Below are 17,713 nucleotides of genomic sequence, written 5' to 3' on the forward strand. Positions count from 1 at the left end.
TCCGGGGCTATTAGGTCAGCGGCTCGGTGACGCTCGACGAGCCCATACGAAGAGCGAGACCGCCGAGCTCAGTGCCGCGTGCCCGCTCCGCGTCGGCTGCCGTTATGAGGCCGCGCTGTTCGAGATCACTCACAGCGGCATCCAGGTCTCGCTTGATCGCAAGGCGATCAGTTTCGGCAAGATCAGAAACGGCGTCCCGGCGCGCCTTCAACTCCGCCAGCTTGTTCGGGGGCAACCCGGAGCTTTGATCGAGACTCGCCCCACTCTTCTTGCTTCTAGCAAACAACTGAAGCATTGCGAGCACAGCCGCGAGACCGATTGCCGCGACCACGGGAATAATCCACGATTCCCAGCTGGCGACCGATGACTCCGTTCCGCGTTCAGACATCGTGATGCCCGTAAGCGCCCCCAGCACGACAGTCATCACGGAGAAGGTCAACGCGACGCCTGAACGGCGACGGTCTCCCATGAACCAGATTACGATCCAGGCGAGAAGGGCGATCGCTGTGCCCAGGTAGAACAGCCCAGCGAGCGGAATCATCTCTTCGGGCGGCGCCTCATAATTCTGAAACCGCCCCACCGCGATGGCGGAGACTCCGAGGATAGGCAACAGCATCGAGAACCCCATTGCCAGCACAATGGGCACCGCGAGAACGAGTTGCCAGCGCGGCTTGGTGTTCTGAGGACTCCGGCGAACGCCTTCCAACGCGGCAAGCACCGAGGGCTGATCGGAGAACGCGGCCTTCTCGAGTCGATCCCACCGCACTGTCGAACCGGGCTGCGCTTTTGCCGCGAGACCCTGGGCACTCACGATATAGCTCCCGAAGTGTCGAATTCCCATGTCTCGGCAGGCTTCTGCAGTACCTCCATGTCCACCGATGCTCTCCCCCACTCGCGCCCGTCTTCAGTGTCCACCTGGATCGTGTGGACGACGTCTCGCAGGGAATCACGCATGAGGCCGATGAGGTGCGGAAGGGTGGGGTCCACCCCGACATAGACGTATCCGACCTCGGATTCGAAGAGGTAGTTGAGCACGCCTACTGTGTATGGAGGCTCATCATCGAGAGCAAGAAGCGCTGCGGATTCAACTCCGGTTCCGAGTGTCTTGCTCTCGAAGGGAATGCTCTGCGGCTCGGTCACAAATGGACCGTCGTCGAGCGGAATTACCCGGCGTTGGGGCTCCTGCCCGAACGTGCCTGCGACGATATGCACAATGGCGTTGACGACGGATGCTCCAGGCCAGAACTGAAGAGTCAAGGAGTCGTCAGGCTCCACCCGGGCGACGGCATGCTGCAGGGCTCCTCGCACGAGCGGTTCCAGCTGAGCCGTGAGAGCGCCGTCCCAGGCCTCTCGCATCTGTGATGCGACCTGATCCTCCCACTCACGAACGGTGTCTCCCGATTCGCTCGGGAAAGTGTGGGGAATCACGAGCCATCGCGCGGAGTCGATCGAAACCGAGACCGTCATGACGTCACCCACGCAAACGTCGAGAGATGAGCGTCAAATACTCGCTTGAGGCCCGTGGTGAATTCTTCATCACCCTCCTGCGCCGGGTCATGAGTGAGGACGAGGGTAAAGCGCAATGCTCGCGTGCGGCCGGTCCCTGGCACCGGGGTGAAATATACGACTGTGGTCGTCGCGACCCGGGTGCCGTCGACGTTCTCCACCGCGTCCTGCTCCCACCGAAGAAAGCGCTTATCGTCTCCGAGCGGTGTCGCTCCTTCGCTGCGGATGAGCTGGGCAATTGCGTGGTCGAGTGCCTCTCCATCTTGACCTCGTTGCAGGGATGCCGTCAGCGTCGCGGGGAGGAAGGCCTCGTCGGGAGCAGTGGCTGCTGGCCCGAAGAAGGCGACCGTCTCAACGCGACGCATCTCGGCAAACAACTTGTTGATCAGCGCCGTGGTCTGACCGTAGAGGTCCGGGCGGTGGGCTTGCATGAGTCGGCGCTTCGCGGCAGCGAGCATCTCATCTCGGACCTCGTCGCTCGGGGCCCTGCGCTCCCAACCGTTAGGAAGGACGAGGGTGAACTCCGGGAGATGCTCCCCCATGAGCTCGGCTTTGAGACTGGACATCGTGGCCTGCTGTTCCCTCCGGATTGCGACGCCTGACCACGGATGTGGTCGGACCGACTGCTCATTTCACGTTAGCGCTTCGGCGAACCGAACATCGGCTGTTCCAGCTCAGGCGACGGGAACCAATCGTTGTGGAGGTCACCGAGGGTATCGGGGATTCCGAATACGGTCTTGACTCCCCCGTCGCCCCACACGCTGCCAAGCACGCCCAGTCCGCTAATGCCGTCGTCCCCCCAGTGAGAGAGGTTCTGGCCCGTCATAAGGCGCGAAAGCATGTTGGCTGGGCCAGCCCCATTGGGCCCAGCCCACTGCATCGCCGCTCCGCGGGCTCCCCGCCAGATCCCCGGGAGGAACCCGTTCGCTCGACCGAATCCGGTGGTGAATCCTCCCGGCATCCGGCCGATGCGGCCAAGATCACTGACAATGTCAACCCTGCTCGAATGCTTCAGCAGCCCCCCTGCCATGTCATCCAAGAAACCCATCTTGTTGCCATTAAACAGTTTGCCCAGGCTGCCAAAAGGTATGACGCCGATTACGGCGAACACGAGGTCCCCGACAGTGGAGTTACCGCGGGCGAACGAGTAAAGCGTGAGGAGCAACGTCGCAATAGCAGCGATCGCAGCGAGTGCGGCGATGAACGGGCCGCCGATGATGACACCGAGGATTGCGAGACCAAGCCCGACCCACTTGAGCACTTCGAGCGCCCCTGCAACGAACCCGTCGAGGTTGTCCCACTTGGAGTCTTTAATCTTGCCGTCATTGGCCTCCGTGAGGCCGGTGGCGGCGAGGTTGAACGCCTTCTCCCACGAGTCGTAGTGGACGTCGAAGACGTCTGCGTCTTCTTTCCACGCGTCGTAGGCGTCGTCTGCGGCGTCCTGCGCGTCACCGACTGCCTCCTGGCGCTGCTCCGCAGGAGTCTTGGCATCATCCGGAGCGTCATCGGCGGGAGAGGGATAGAAATCCGCCTGGGCTTCCCAGATGGCATTGCGCTTCGTTGTGACCCTCTGCCACTCGGTCTCACAGTTTTGGACGGCGGTCTTGATCAGCGGCTGAAGGTCGCAGACTGCCTGCCCATAGGCCACGAGAACGGGCCCTGAAGGCTTGTACCGCTCGCCCGCGAGCTTGAGCTCTGCATGGCAGTCGCCCACGACCTCTTGGAGCTTCTCGACCGCGAGGCCCTTTTGCCCCGAAGCGCCGTCAGCGATGCTCTTCAGCAGAGCTGCCGATGAGATCATCTGGTCACCGAGCTCGGTGATTGTGGTGCCGCGCGAGATGATTGTGCCAGCGTCACCGTCGAGAGTCGTGATCTCGCGGCCCTTGGGCGAAGCGTCCATGGTCTCTTTCTCCAGCGTCTCAGCGGTGGCCTAAGAGGCCGACGACATTTCGTTTGAGGTGTCGGTGTCCCACTGCTCGAATCCTTCGAGCACGCCCGCGACGTGCTGCTGGACCTTCTCAATGTCTTCGAGGAGGGCGTTGCGGCGGTCGTCCCATCCGCCTTCAAAATCGTGAGCGGCATCCTTCAGCTTGCTTTTGCCAAATGGCTTGCCGATTGCCTGCTCTAGTTCATCTGTGCGCTTTGACGCCTGCTTGAGCTCTTCGACGATTGCCTTGAGCGCATCGTCGACGCCCTTGAGCTCGTCGTACTTGATGAGTACCCCATCGCCCATTGCAGGCATCCTTTCGTTTCGTTGGGATTGCGAGAGGGCCAGCATTGCGCTGGCCCTCTCGTGCTGCTGTTAGTGCTTAGGAGCCGGCCATCTTGGAGTCGAGCTCCTGGATCGCCTGCATCATTCCCTTGAGCGCTTCGCCCATGTCGCCAATGCCGTCGGTCGCCGTCTTGAGACCCGTCGTCAGCTCGCCGTAGCCCTCACCGAACTTGCCGGATGCGTGCTGCGTCTTGAACTCGCTGCCGAGGAGGTCGTCGACCGCCGTCTTAAGGTTGTCGAGCTGCGTCTGGATGTCTTCACGAGCCGTGCTGAGCTGGTTCGACATCGCTTCCATCGCGCCGTAGGATGCTCCGAAATCTGCCATGGTTGGACCCCTTCTTCGTTTCCGATAGTGGCCCGAACGGTGGACCATCGAGCTACAAGCTATCGTGACCCGACGCCGACACTCAATGGGGAGCGCTCCCCATGCCTGCCCATGTCTCCCGGGTTCAGTCCAGGTGGGGCAACTGCACCGTCACGAGGCGACCGTTCTGCACAAAGATGCCTCGTCCCGCGGGGAAGTCGCTTCGCTTGACCTTGGGGAACGGAACCTTAAAGAGCGAGTCACCGTCGTAGGCATCCGGCTTGAGCACGATGCCTTTGCGGCCAGCCTTGAAGTCACCGACGAACCCGAAGCCGCTGGAGAGAAGCGAAACATCGGCGTCGCCAACGAGGAAATGATCGCTTCGGTTGATTGCTTGGAAGAGCTCCTTGAGCGGCCTCTCTGCGTCGGAATCGGCAAACTGAGTCACGTTCTCGATGACCACCATGATGCGACCCGGAATCGACTCGTCAGGAATGATCTCAACGAGCTCCTTGGCCAGGGCCTTTGCCTCATCGGTGGACGTTGCGCTTCGCATCCACGGTGCGTAGGTCGCCAGTTGCGACCTGCGACCGCCGAAGTAGAAGAGTTTGACCTCGGGGTCAAAGCGCGTCATCGAGGTGATGAGCCACTTGAGAGCATTGGTCTTACCGCTCTGCGGCGGCCCCGAAACGGAGAAGGTGCCGACGGGCTCGAACCCTCGGGGGCCGAGAGTGTCTTCTGCGATACCCAGAACGGGTTCGTCGCCGACAGATGCCGGCAGCGACTCGATCGCAAGCTGAGTGGGCAGCGCACCGATCTCGGGTACCTCCCGCGCACCCTCAGCGCGCAACTGATCGGCCAGCTTGTCGAAGGCCTTCGACTGCTCAGCGACATTGGCCGTGCCCCCGAGCACCGCAACCTGAGCCTCAAACCCATCGATTATGGCTCGGCCGACCGGAGAGTGCTCCGTGAGAACATCCTTGGGCGCACCGAGCATCTGGTACGAGGACTCGTCCGAGAGTCGCAGCACAATGCGCTTCGACACGTTGGCGCTGACCGATGTCGGCACGCTTCCTGCACGGTCGGCCGTCGCGACGACATGAACGCCGAGCGGCCGCCCCTCACCGAGGATGCGCATAAAGACGTTGTAGAACGGCAGGCGAGCGGATGTTGCATCCCACTCTGCCTTGAACTGGCCGAACCCGTCGAGAAGCAGCACGATGCGGGGCATCCGCTGCCCCGTGATCTCACGATATTCGGTGATACTCGCGGCGTTGACGTCACTGAAAAGGCGGCCACGCTTGTCGAGAACCTCGCCGATCATGCGCAGCAGACGCTGCACCCTCTCCGCATCGTCACCCATGATGATCGAGCCGACATGCGGCAATGACTCAAGTGACCGCAGCGAGCTGGAGCCGAAGTCGAGGCCGTAGACCTCGACGTCACCGAGATCGGGGCGCATGCCAGCGGCTGCTCCGATCGATCGGAGCGTCGTTGACTTGCCTGATCCACTCGTGCCGTAGACGAGCATCGACCCGTCCCGATCCGGCACGTAGTAGACGGCCTCCTGCAACTGACGTTCAGGAATATCGGCCTTGCCCAGCAGAATCTGCGAATCGCCGTGGACGGGCAGATCGACGATATCGACCGTCTGGGAAAGGTCGTCGAGCCAGGGCCTCCTCGGCGCGGGGATCGCGGCGAGTTCCGTTGCCCGCACAAAGTTGCTCACCAGGCGCTTCTGGTCGTTGGGGCCAAGGTCTTCGTCGTGCGACTCCGACTCAGGCTCAACTTCGCCCTCCCAGAGCACGAGCGAGCCAAACCTCAACTCAGCGACCTTGACCTCAGCCTTGGTTGCAACCTCGCCTGTCCACCCACCGGCATAGGCCGATTGGAAGGGCACGAGTCGCCCCGGACCGGTCTTAGCGATTCCGCGGCCCGGAATCGTGGGGTCAAAGGTGCCGGCAACCGGGTCGCCGACCACGTCCTTTGAGTCAGAGACATCGGCCATGCGAAGGGCCACCCGCAGGTTGGTGTTTGCTCTCAGGTTGTCCTTGATCACGCCGGCGGGGCGCTGAGTGGCCATGATGAGGTGGATTCCCAGCGATCGCCCGCGCTGGGCGATGTCGACCACGCCGTCGACGAACTCGGGAACCTCGCCAGCAAGGGCGGCGAACTCGTCGATCACGAGGACGAGCGCTGGCGGGGTCTCGGGGTCGCGGCGCTTCTCAAGCTCGAGAAGGTCCTTTGCCTTCTTTCGGTTGAAGAGGTGCTCGCGGTGATGGAGTTCTGCCCGCAGGCTCGTGAGCGCGCGGCGCACAAGGTGCGGGCTCAGGTCGGTGACGAGGCCGACACAGTGAGGCAGCGCAACACAATCGGCAAACGCCGAGCCGCCCTTGTAGTCCACAAAGAGAAACGTCACGCGATCTGGGCTGTACTCCGCCGCCATGCCCAAAACCCATGCCTGCAAAAACTCAGACTTGCCCGAACCCGTCGTGCCTCCGACGAGGGCGTGCGGCCCCTGGGTTCGCAGGTCAAGCGTCATCGCATCCGGACTGCCCTGACCTACGAATGCCTTCAGGGTGCCAGCGCGCTTGAGGCGGGGCAGCGGAAGACCGCGACGGTCGATGATCGAGTTGTTCTGCCGCCATCGCTCAAGGACCGCCCCTGGGGCGGATGCCGCCTCGCTGCCCACAAGGCTGAGCAGGTTGATGCTGCGGGGGATGTCACTGGAGTCGGCCTCGACCGAGCTGGAATCCACCACGGGCGCGAGCCTCTTAGCGAAGACCTGCGCGTAGGCGTTAGAAACGCCCTCAACCTCGACCGCCTCGTAGCTCTCTCCCGAGCGCACGTAGCCGACCCTGGCGCGCTCCAAACCATCTGTCGCGTCGATAAAGGTGCGGCAGCCCGCAGGGAGAGAGGCCACCGTCGGTCCGAAGAACACGGTGTAGATGCCGGATTCTGGGCCGCGCTCGATGATCTGGGTGAGCCGGGGACGGTCGACGGGGGCATCGCTCGAAACGAAGAGCACCATGACCATGTCGCCGGAGAGTGTTCCACCCTTGGGCACGCCCTCGCCGACGGCGGCACCGAGAGTCATCGATCCCTTGTCGTCTTTGAGAGGACCACGCTCACCCGAGCGGGCGCCCTCTCGCTGGAGGATGGCCTCCTCAAGAGCGTTGAGCAGAGCGGTGCCCGCCGACTGACTGTCCGCGAGAGCGATCCCCGCGAACGGCGACTGAGGGCTCGTCGTGTGCGGCAGCCACTTCATCCACTCAAGCTCTGGCGTCCAGGACGGGTGCACGATCGCTGCTGTGATCAGCTCGTTGGGCGCGTGCATACCGAACAGCTGCACGCCAATGCCGCGCACGACATCGGCGGCTACCTCGCGGGTTCCCGCCACACCGATCGCACCCGCAGAAGGGAAGGTCTCGACAAAGGGAACGTCCTCAATGAACTCGTGCCGTTTGCGCAGCTTTTCGATCTGACGCACGTAACGTGGGATGCCGTCCTGGCTTTGCGGCACGGCGATGGTGTTTCTGCTGCGAGCCGTGCCGAGTCCCAGCCGCAGAGCAAGAAAGTTCCAGTGCTCGGGGCGTCTCGTCCAGAGGAGCGGGCCCAACTGCATCGCCTGCTCATAGATGTGCGCAACGGCGGGTGCTTCTGCGCGGCGCCGCTCTTGCTCGATGGGAACCTGCGCTGCGAGTTCGTCTTCGAGGTTCTCGATCTGCTCCTCATAGATCTCGACCTCGCGCTGGAGCTTTTTGCCGGTCTGCGATTTTCCGCTGAAGTAGTTGGCCATCATCATCATGGGCGTCATGACAATCATCAGCAGCGCGTAGGGCCTGCCGGTGAACGCGAACATGGCGAATCCCAGCATGATGGGCGAGACCACCATTGGCCACGGGAACATTCGCGGCTGTGCCTCGGTAGGCACCTTGGGATAGGGGTATTCCGTGCCCGGGTATCGCACCTCGACGCGCGGTGAACGGTTGAACATGAGGGCGCCACCGCGCTCGAGCACGGGGTCGAGGTCTTCGTCGCGCGAGGCGACCGGAGTGATGCTGATGCTGGTATCGCCGAGCGTGATGAGCTGGCCTGGGAGCACCCTAAGCCGCTGCACCATGCCGCCATCGACGATGACCCCGTTGGCCGAGTTCAGGTCGACGAGCTCGATAGAGGTGCCGACCTCGATGCGGGCATGCCGCTTCGAGACGAGGGGATCTGAGAGGTCAACGTCGCCATTGCCGCGACCCACGATGCTGTGGCCTGCCGAGATCGGAATCTCCCGACCGGCATCCGGCCCTGCATGCACCCGAACGATTGCGGCGACCGGCGCGGTCTGCCCATCAGGATGGGCCCGACTCTGCAGTGGCGTAACCGAGACGATAAAGCCGGCGCCGATCTCTGCCTCGGCGATCAGCGCGTCGGGGTGAAGCGCGACCAGCGACTGCGATGTCGGAGGCGCGACCGACAGCGTGAGCACGGGGCTTTCGGCCAAGACGCGACTCGACGACATGGGGTCGGTCGTGGCGATGGACCGGGCGACGTCTTCGATCGTCGCGGTCGAATCGGCCGTGACGACGATGTCGACCATTGAGCCGGACTGTCGCCTCAGAGAGAGCTTGACCTTCACCGGTTACCACCGTTCGATTGAGGATCTGGTACGAGCGTGAGTGTGCGCCCGCCGAGGGTGACCGTTGACCCCCAGGGGATGAGACTGCGCTCCCACGGCACGAGGTCGCCGGTGGAACCGCCCGGCTTCACCACCTCCACACCGTTGACTGAGCCGCGATCGGTGAACCAGCATCCGCTGTCGTCCACCTCGAACTGCGCGTGCGTCTTCGAGATCATGAGGGTCTCGTCGGCAACCGGAATCGCATGGTCGAACGCCTCCCCCTGCGGAATCTGGGGAGCGCGGCCGAGCAGTCCAGAGCCAGAAACCCGGAGCTTGGCGCCATCGTCAAACTCGAAGATTGCGCCGGGCTTGGCTGGGGATGCGGCTGCGGCCTGCTGTGCTGGCGGTCGTGGCTGATGCGCCGGTTGTGCAGGCGCTGCGGCAGGCATCTCTGCAATGGGCGGCGGCACCCAGGCTTCTGCAGCGTTGTCATAGCCGCCGGGAGCGACGACGCCCGAGCGGGAGCGGCCGGCCGGCACGAAGTCGACAACAGCTCCGGAGGTTGTGGTCGCCAGCGATGGCATGCGCTGCTCTGCCTCCACCTCCGGCTTCTCGAGTCGGCGACGGGCGTGGCGCATCGCCTTGGTGTCGAACGGGTCAAGACCGCGCCGGGCGTCGATGAGCCAGTTGCCGCCCACTCGGTCGAGCCACCCTCGTCCGCGCTTCTGCGGATCCCACAGGGGCGACAGCAGAAACGGCACCGCCCCGAGAATGGGCACAATCGTGAGCGAGGCCCAAAAGATCACGCCCCGCATGAACATGCGCCAGAAACCCGGTTTGGTGAACCGAACCACATTCACCGACCGGAGACCCACGATCGCTTTGCCGACGGTAATCCCCCGGCGCCCGTGAAGAATCAGTTGCACGAGCAAAAAGATCATGAGCAGCAACTGCCCAATGCCATAGAAGATCGCGCCCCACACGAACCCGTCGTCGGCGAGAAGGCTGAGCGGGTCCGCGGGATTGACAGAAGCAAGCGCGCCCATCCAGAGCGGGAGCGTTCCGAGCGTCATGGGCAGGGTGAGCAACAGCACGATTGCGGCATCGATCGCGAACGCGAGCGAGCGCAGCCCCGGCCGGGCCGGCACGATGCCGAGGCTCTGGGGTAGGCAGGATCGGGACGGCCGTCGTCTCCGAGGCCGTAGATGACATCGTCCTCGTCAAGCGTGACGCTCACTCGGTCTCCTTTGCGTGCCCCGCCCGCGCGAAAGCCACCTCTAAGCTCACCAGCCCGTCGACCTCAGGTCGATGGGGAGGACTCCCCGAGCAACATTATCGCCCTGCGTGCCCCGCAACGACGAACGGCCCGCCACCGTGAGGTGACGGGCCGTTCGAACGGGATGAAGCTACCTATTAGTTGTAGGTGCCTGGCGTGAAGTCATCCGAGCTGAAGCTGTCGAAATCGACAAAGCTCAGATCAGCTTCGCTGAACGACGAGTCGTCAGAGAAGATGCGGTTCGGGTAACGCTCCGCCTTCGCCTCTTCCGTCGCCTCTACCGAGACGTTGCGGTAGCGGGGAAGACCCGTACCGGCCGGGATCAGCTTTCCGATGATCACGTTCTCCTTGAGGCCGAGCAGCGGGTCGGACTTGCCGTCCATGGCGGCCTGCGTGAGAACACGCGTGGTCTCCTGGAACGACGCGGCCGACAGCCACGACTCGGTCGCGAGCGACGCCTTGGTGATACCCATAACCTCCTGGCGGGCCGAAGCGGTCTTGCGACCCTCGGTCAGCGCAGCACGGTTGAGAGTGTTGTACTTCGAACGGTCGACGAGCTCGCCGGGCAGGAGTCCGGTGTCGCCGTGGTCGACCACGGTGACCTTGCGGAGCATCTGACGAACGATGACCTCGATGTGCTTGTCGTGAATCGGCACACCCTGCGAGCGGTAAACGCCCTGGACACCATCGACGAGGTGCTGCTGAACGGCGCGAACACCGCGAACCCGCAGAACCTCCTTGGGGTCAATCGCACCGATGTGCAACTGCTGACCAAGCTCAACGTGCTCGCCATCCTCAACGAGGAGGGTTGCACGCTTGAGCACGGGGTACGCGATGGGCTCGTCGCCACTGTCGGGGGTCAGGATCAGCTTGCGGCTGCGGTCCGTGTCCTCGATGGTGATGCGACCAGCGGCCTCGGCGATCGGGGAAGCACCCTTGGGGGTACGAGCCTCGAAGAGCTCCGTGACGCGCGGCAGACCCTGCGTGATGTCATCAGCGGATGCGACACCACCGGTGTGGAAGGTACGCATCGTGAGCTGCGTTCCGGGCTCACCGATCGACTGAGCCGCGATGATGCCGACGGCCTCTCCGATGTCGACGAGCTTGCCGGTGGCCAGCGAGCGACCGTAGCAAACAGCACAAACACCGGCGGCCGACTCACACGTGAGCACCGAGCGCACCTTGGCGTGCGTGATGCCCGCCGCGATGAGGTCAGCGATGAGAACGTCTCCGACGTCGTCACCAGCCTTGGCGATAACCGTTCCCTTGGCGTCGACTGCGTCCTCAGCAAGGCTGCGGGCGTAGAGCGAGTTCTCGACGTTGGGGTCAGCGACGAGAACACCGTTGGCATCGGGGGCTGCGAGCACAAGCTCGAGACCACGCGACGTGCCACAGTCGTCCTCGCGGATGATGACATCCTGCGAAACGTCGACCAGACGACGGGTCAGGTAACCGGAGTCGGCGGTACGAAGCGCCGTGTCGGCCAGACCCTTGCGGGCACCGTGGGTTGCGATGAAGTACTCGGCAACCGAGAGGCCCTCGCGGTAGGACGACAGGATCGGGCGAGGGATGATCTCACCCTTCGGGTTCGACACCAGACCACGCATACCGGCGATCTGACGAACCTGCATCCAGTTACCACGAGCACCAGAGGTGACCATGCGGTTGATGTTGTTGTCAGACGGCATGTTGTCCTGCATCGCCGTGGCGACCTCGGCCGTTGCCTTGTTCCAGATCTCGATGAGCTCCTGACGACGCTCGGCGTCGGTCGTGAGGCCCTTCTCGAACTGGCTCTGAACCTTTGCAGCCTGCTTCTCGTAGCCTGCAATGATCTCGCGCTTGTTGGGCGGGCTCACGAAGTCAGAGAGAGCAGCGGTAACGCCCGAGCGGGTAGCCCAGTAGTAACCGGCGTCCTTGATGCGGTCGAGCGTTGCCGCGACCTCCACCTTGGGGTAGCGCTCTGCGAGGTCGTTGACGATCGCGGAGAGCTGGCCCTTGTCGGCAAGCGCCTCAACCCAGGGGTAATCGACCGGGAGCGCCTCGTTGAAGAGTGCGCGACCGAGCGAGGTCTCGACCAGCTGGCGTCCACCCTCGAACTTCTCGCCGACGAGGCGGATGCGCGCCTTGGCGTTGAGGCTGAGCGACTTCTGGTCGAACGCGAGGATAGCCTCGGCGATCGACGAGAACGCACGGCCTTCGCCCTCTGCACCCTCCACCAGCGTGGTGAGGTGGTGCAGACCGATGATCATGTCCTGTGCGGGCAGGGTCACCGGGCGGCCGTCAGACGGCTTGAGGATGTTGTTCGAGGCGAGCATCAGCACGCGGGCCTCAGCCTGTGCCTCGACCGACAGCGGCAGGTGCACCGCCATCTGGTCACCGTCGAAGTCAGCGTTGAACGCTGCACACACGAGCGGGTGAAGCTGGATGGCCTTGCCCTCTACGAGCTGGGGCTCAAACGCCTGGATGCCCAGACGGTGAAGCGTAGGTGCGCGGTTCAGCAGAACGGGGCGCTCGCGGATGATCTCCTCGAGCACATCCCACACCTGCGGACGTGAACGCTCAACCATGCGCTTGGCGCTCTTGATGTTCTGCGCGTGGCTCAGGTCGATAAGACGCTTGATCACGAACGGCTTGAACAGCTCGAGAGCCATCTGCTTGGGCAGACCACACTGGTGCAGCTTGAGCTGCGGGCCGACGATGATGACCGAACGGCCAGAGTAGTCAACGCGCTTTCCGAGGAGGTTCTGGCGGAATCGACCCTGCTTACCCTTCAGCATGTCGCTGAGGGACTTGAGGGCGCGGTTGCCGGTACCCGTCACCGGACGACCACGACGACCGTTGTCGAACAGTGCGTCGACGGCCTCCTGCAGCATCCGCTTCTCGTTGTTGACGATGATCTCGGGGGCACCGAGGTCAAGCAGACGACGAAGACGGTTGTTGCGGTTGATCACACGGCGGTACAGGTCGTTGAGGTCAGACGTTGCGAAACGTCCACCGTCGAGCTGAACCATCGGGCGAAGCTCCGGCGGGATAACCGGAACAACCTCGAGCACCATTGCGGCCGGCGAGTTGCCGGTCTGCAGGAACGAGTTGACAACCTTGAGGCGCTTGATGGCGCGGATCTTCTTCTGACCCTTGCCGTTGGCGATCTGGTCGTGCAGCTCGTCGCTCTCGGCCTGAAGGTCGAACGAGAGGAGACGCTTCTGGATGGCCTCGGCGCCCATGAAGGCCTCGAAGTAGATTCCGAAACGGTCCTGGAGCTCGTGGAAGACGCTGTCCTCAGGCTTGAGGTCGCCAACCTTGAGGGTGCGGAAGTCTTCCCACACGCGCTCAAGCTGAGCGATCTGCTCGTCGAAGGCCTTGCGGGTCTGCGACATCTCCTTCTCGGCGCCATCCTTCGTGCGGCGCTTCTGGTCTGCCTTTGCACCCTCTTCTTCAAGAGCGGCAAGGTCAGTCTCGAGCTTGGCAAGACGGTCAGCGATCTTGGAGTCGCGCTGCTTCTCGAGCTCGGCGATCTCCAGACGGATCTCGTTCTCGAGACCGGGCATGTCGTCGTGACGGCCCTGCTCATCGACCGAAATCACCATGTATGCGGCGAAGTAGATGACCTTTTCGAGGTCCTTCGGCGCCATGTCGAGCAGGTAGCCGAGGCGGCTAGGAACACCCTTGAAGTACCAGATGTGGGTGACGGGGGCGGCGAGTTCGATGTGGCCCATGCGCTCACGGCGCACAGACGACTTCGTGACCTCTACGCCACAGCGCTCACAAACGATGCCCTTGAAGCGCACACGCTTGTACTTGCCACAGGAGCACTCCCAGTCACGGCTCGGGCCGAAGATCTGCTCTCCGAAGAGGCCATCCTTCTCGGGCTTGAGCGTGCGGTAGTTGATCGTCTCAGGCTTCTTCACCTCACCGTGCGACCAGCGACGGATGTCGTCTGCGGTCGCGAGGCCAATACGAAGCTCATCGAACGTGGTTACGTCGAGCAATTTTTCTCCTTGGAAATGAAACTAAGTTGTCGTCTTGGCCTGGGACTAGATCTCGTCGATTGACGAGTTCTCGAACCGGGAGGAAATGTTGATGCCGAGCTCTTCAGCAGCACGGAAGACCTCGTCATCCGTGTCCTTGAGACTTACGGCTGTACCGTCGGCCGAGAGCACCTCGACGTTCAGGCAAAGCGACTGCATTTCCTTGATGAGCACCTTGAAGGACTCGGGGATGCCGGGCTCCTGGATGTTCTCACCCTTGACGATCGCCTCGTACACCTTGACGCGACCGAGAATGTCGTCCGACTTGATGGTGAGGAGCTCCTGGAGCGCGTAAGCGGCTCCATAGGCCTCGAGGGCCCACACCTCCATCTCGCCGAAACGCTGTCCACCGAACTGCGCCTTACCACCGAGCGGCTGCTGGGTGATCATCGAGTACGGGCCGGTCGAGCGAGCGTGGATCTTGTCGTCGACGAGGTGGTGCAGCTTGAGGATGTACATGTAGCCAACCGAGATCGGCTCCGGGTACGGCTCGCCGGAGCGGCCATCGAAGAGCTGCGCCTTGCCGGAGGAGCCGATGAGGCGATCTCCGTCGCGGGTGGGGAGCGTGGACTCGAGCAGACCCTCGATCTCGGTCTCGAGCGCACCGTCGAACACGGGGGTCGCAACCTTGGTGTTCGGCGCTGCACTGTAGGCCTCGGTCGGGAGAGCTGCGGCCCACTTGGGCTTGCCCTCGATCTCCCAGCCCTGCTTGGCGATCCATCCGAGGTGGATCTCGAGCACCTGGCCGAAGTTCATTCGACCGGGCACGCCCAGCGGGTTCAGGATGATGTCTACCGGCGTGCCGTCCGCGAGGAACGGCATGTCCTCGACGGGCAGGATGCGGGAGATAACACCCTTGTTGCCGTGACGGCCGGCGAGCTTGTCACCAGCGGTGATCTTGCGCTTCTGGGCGATGTAGACGACAACGCGCTGGTTGACACCAGAGCCGAGCTCGTCGTCGCCATCCTGTGCGTCGAAGACCTTGACACCGATGATGGTGCCCTCTTCGCCGTGGGGAACCTTGAGCGACGTGTCGCGAACCTCGCGGCTCTTCTCGTTGAAGATTGCGCGAAGCAGGCGCTCCTCGGCGCTGAGCTCGGTCTCACCCTTAGGCGTGACCTTGCCAACGAGGATGTCGCCGGGGCGAACCTCTGCACCGATGCGGATGATGCCGCGCTCGTCAAGGTCGGCCATGAGCTCGGGGCTCACGTTGGGGAGGTCACGGGTGATCTCCTCCTTGCCGAGCTTGGTGTCGCGGGCGTCGACCTCGTACTCCTCGATGTGAATCGAGCTGAGCACGTCGTCCTTAACCAGGTTCTGGCTCAGGATGATCGCGTCTTCGTAGTTGTAGCCCTCCCACGGCATGAACGCTACGAGGAGGTTCTTGCCGAGCGCGAGCTCACCGTTCTCCGTCGCGGGGCCATCAGCGATGACCTCGCCAACCTCGATGCGGTCGCCAGCGTTGACGATCACGCGGTGGTTGTAGCTCGTGCCCTGGTTGGAGCGGTCGAACTTGCGGAGGTAGTAGTCCTGGGTTCCACCCTCATCGAGCTGAACCGTGACGACGTCTGCCGAGACCTCGGAGACGACACCAGCCTTCGTGGCGGTGACAACGTCGCCGGCGTCGATGGCTGCGTAGCCCTCCATACCGGTACCAACGACAGGCGACTCGCTGCGAAGCAGCGGAACAGCCTGACGCTGCATGTTGGCACCCATGAGGGCGCGGTTCGCGTCGTCGTGCTCAAGGAAGGGGATCAGCGAGGTCGCGACCGACACCATCTGGCGCGGCGAAACATCCATGTAGCCGATCTCGTCGACGGGGACGAGGTCAACTTCGCCGTCCTTCTTACGAGCAAGAACGCGGGGCTCGGCGAAGCGAGCGTCCGACGTCAGAGGCGCGTTTGCCTGCGCAACGACGTACTCGTCTTCTTCGCTCGCGGTGAGGTAGTCGATCGTCTCGGTGACCACGCCGTCAACAACGCGACGGTACGGGGTCTCGATGAAACCGAACGAGTTGATGCGGGCGAACGATGCCAGCGAGCCGATCAGACCAATGTTGGGGCCTTCAGGGGTCTCAATGGGGCACATACGGCCGTAGTGCGACGGGTGAACGTCACGCACCTCGACACCGGCGCGCTCACGGCTCAGACCACCAGGGCCCAGCGCCGAGAGACGACGCTTGTGGGTCAGACCCGCGAGCGGGTTGTTCTGGTCCATGAACTGCGAAAGCTGCGAGGTTCCGAAGAACTCCTTGATCGCGGCGACGACGGGGCGCACGTTGATCAGGGTCTGCGGCGTGATGGCCTCGATGTCCTGCGTGGTCATGCGCTCGCGAACGACGCGCTCCATGCGGGAGAGACCGGTGCGAACCTGGTTCTGGATGAGCTCGCCGACGGCGCGGATACGACGGTTACCGAAGTGGTCGATGTCGTCGATGTCGAGACGGATGTCGACCTTCTTGCCATCGCGGATGCCCGGGAGCGTCTTCTGCTCGTCGTGCAGAGCCACGAGGTACTTGATGGTCGCAATGATGTCTTCGCGGGTCAGGACCGACGACGACAGCGGCGCCTCGATGCCCAGCTTGCGGTTGATCTTGTAGCGACCAACCTTGGCGAGGTCATAACGCTTGGGGTTGAAGTAGAAGTTGTCGAGCAGCGCACGCGCGGCCTCGGCAGCAACCTGCTCGCCCGGGCGGAGCTTGCGGTAGATGTCCTTGAGGGCTTCTTCCTTGGTAAGGATGTTGTCCTTCTCAAGGGTTGCCTCGATCGACGCGAAGCCCTTGAACTCAGCGAGGATCTCTTCGCTGGTCATGCCGAGGGCCTTCATGAAGACCGTGACGGACTGCTTGCGCTTGCGGTCGATGCGAACGCCGACCTGGTCGCGCTTGTCGATCTCGAACTCGAGCCATGCACCACGGCTCGGGATGATGCGAGCGGAGTAGATGTCCTTGTCGGAGGTCTTCTCCTGGGCGCTGTCGAAGTAGACGCCGGGGCTGCGGACGAGCTGCGAGACGACGACACGCTCGGTGCCGTTGATAACGAAGGTGCCCTTGGGGGTCATGAGCGGGAAGTCGCCCATGAAGACCGTCTGAGTCTTGATCTCACCCGTGAGGTGGTTCATGAACTCGGCCTCGACATAGAGAGGAGCGGAGTAGGTCTTGCCCTTCTCCTTGCACTCGTCAATCGAGTACTTCTTCTCTTCGAGGAAGGGGTTGGTGAACGAGAGCTGCATCGTCTCGCCGAGGTCCTCGATCGGGGAGATCTCTTCGAAGATCTCCTCGAGGCCGGTCAGCGACGGCAGGTCTTCGCGGCCGGACGCCTTAGCGTCAGCGGCGCGTGCCTTCCACGCGTCGTTGCCGACGAGCCAGTCGAAGCTTTCGGTCTGCAGAGCGAGAAGATCGGGGACCGTCAGGTTGTCCGAGATCTTGGCGAAGGAAAGCCGAGAATGGTCGCGACCGTTCTTCGGGTTTCCCTTCTGTGATGAGTTCGTGGTGGATGCGTTGCGCGCAGCAGCCAAGGAAATAACCTCCGTGACCCCAATGGGTCAATACAGTCGGGCGATGCCAGTCGGTGTGAGCTTGTCGATACGGATTGTTCGTGAAGCACCCGCCAGAACCTACATTTGGGTTATCGGGACCGGAGTCCGGATACGCATAGGCCGACCGCAATATGAAGGCAGAGCAATTCTGGGAGCGCAAAGGTCAACTATAGTT

General features: G+C 62.8%; 10 protein-coding genes. All 10 read right to left on the reverse strand.

Annotated elements, in window-relative coordinates:
• Positions 1 to 10: 10 nt before the first annotated feature.
• On the reverse strand, positions 11 to 841 hold the full coding sequence (locus tag C2138_RS11105) for a hypothetical protein (RefSeq protein ID WP_159078209.1): 831 nt from the start codon (positions 839 to 841) through the stop codon (positions 11 to 13).
• A complete protein-coding gene (locus tag C2138_RS11110; protein ID WP_159078210.1) occupies positions 808 to 1,467 on the reverse strand; it encodes a hypothetical protein in 660 nt (219 codons plus the stop codon). The genes C2138_RS11105 and C2138_RS11110 overlap by 34 nt, the downstream gene beginning before the upstream one ends.
• Complete coding sequence (locus C2138_RS11115) at positions 1,464 to 2,072, reverse strand: hypothetical protein (RefSeq protein ID WP_108517858.1); 609 nt, start codon at positions 2,070 to 2,072, stop codon at positions 1,464 to 1,466. Before C2138_RS11115 ends, C2138_RS11110 begins: the two co-directional genes overlap by 4 nt.
• Before the next feature lie 71 nt (positions 2,073 to 2,143).
• A complete protein-coding gene (locus tag C2138_RS11120) occupies positions 2,144 to 3,406 on the reverse strand; it encodes a hypothetical protein (protein WP_108517859.1) in 1,263 nt (420 codons plus the stop codon).
• Positions 3,407 to 3,436: 30 nt separating this feature from the next.
• Positions 3,437 to 3,739 carry a flagellar protein FlgN gene (locus C2138_RS11125; RefSeq protein WP_108517861.1) on the reverse strand — a complete coding sequence of 101 codons (303 nt, stop codon included), beginning with the start codon at positions 3,737 to 3,739 and terminating at the stop codon, positions 3,437 to 3,439.
• Positions 3,740 to 3,815: 76 nt separating this feature from the next.
• Positions 3,816 to 4,103, reverse strand: coding sequence for a WXG100 family type VII secretion target (locus tag C2138_RS11130; protein ID WP_108517863.1), 288 nt, complete (start codon positions 4,101 to 4,103; stop codon positions 3,816 to 3,818).
• A 124-nt stretch (positions 4,104 to 4,227) separates the two neighbouring features.
• Positions 4,228 to 8,676 carry a type VII secretion EssC family protein gene (locus C2138_RS11135; protein WP_241961108.1) on the reverse strand — a complete coding sequence of 1,483 codons (4,449 nt, stop codon included), beginning with the start codon at positions 8,674 to 8,676 and terminating at the stop codon, positions 4,228 to 4,230.
• Between the two features lie 35 nt (positions 8,677 to 8,711).
• A complete protein-coding gene (locus C2138_RS11140; protein ID WP_159078211.1) occupies positions 8,712 to 9,845 on the reverse strand; it encodes an RDD family protein in 1,134 nt (377 codons plus the stop codon).
• A 265-nt stretch (positions 9,846 to 10,110) separates the two neighbouring features.
• Positions 10,111 to 13,962, reverse strand: a complete 3,852-nt coding sequence (rpoC, locus tag C2138_RS11145; RefSeq protein WP_108517869.1) for a DNA-directed RNA polymerase subunit beta' — start codon at positions 13,960 to 13,962, stop codon at positions 10,111 to 10,113.
• A gap of 45 nt (positions 13,963 to 14,007) precedes the next feature.
• Positions 14,008 to 17,517, reverse strand: coding sequence for a DNA-directed RNA polymerase subunit beta (rpoB, locus tag C2138_RS11150; protein WP_108517871.1), 3,510 nt, complete (start codon positions 17,515 to 17,517; stop codon positions 14,008 to 14,010).
• Between the last annotated feature and the right edge of the window lie 196 nt (positions 17,518 to 17,713).

The sequence above is a fragment of the Salinibacterium hongtaonis genome (genome assembly GCF_003065485.1).
In the GTDB taxonomy this organism is placed as follows: Bacteria; Actinomycetota; Actinomycetes; order Actinomycetales; family Microbacteriaceae; genus Homoserinimonas; species Homoserinimonas hongtaonis.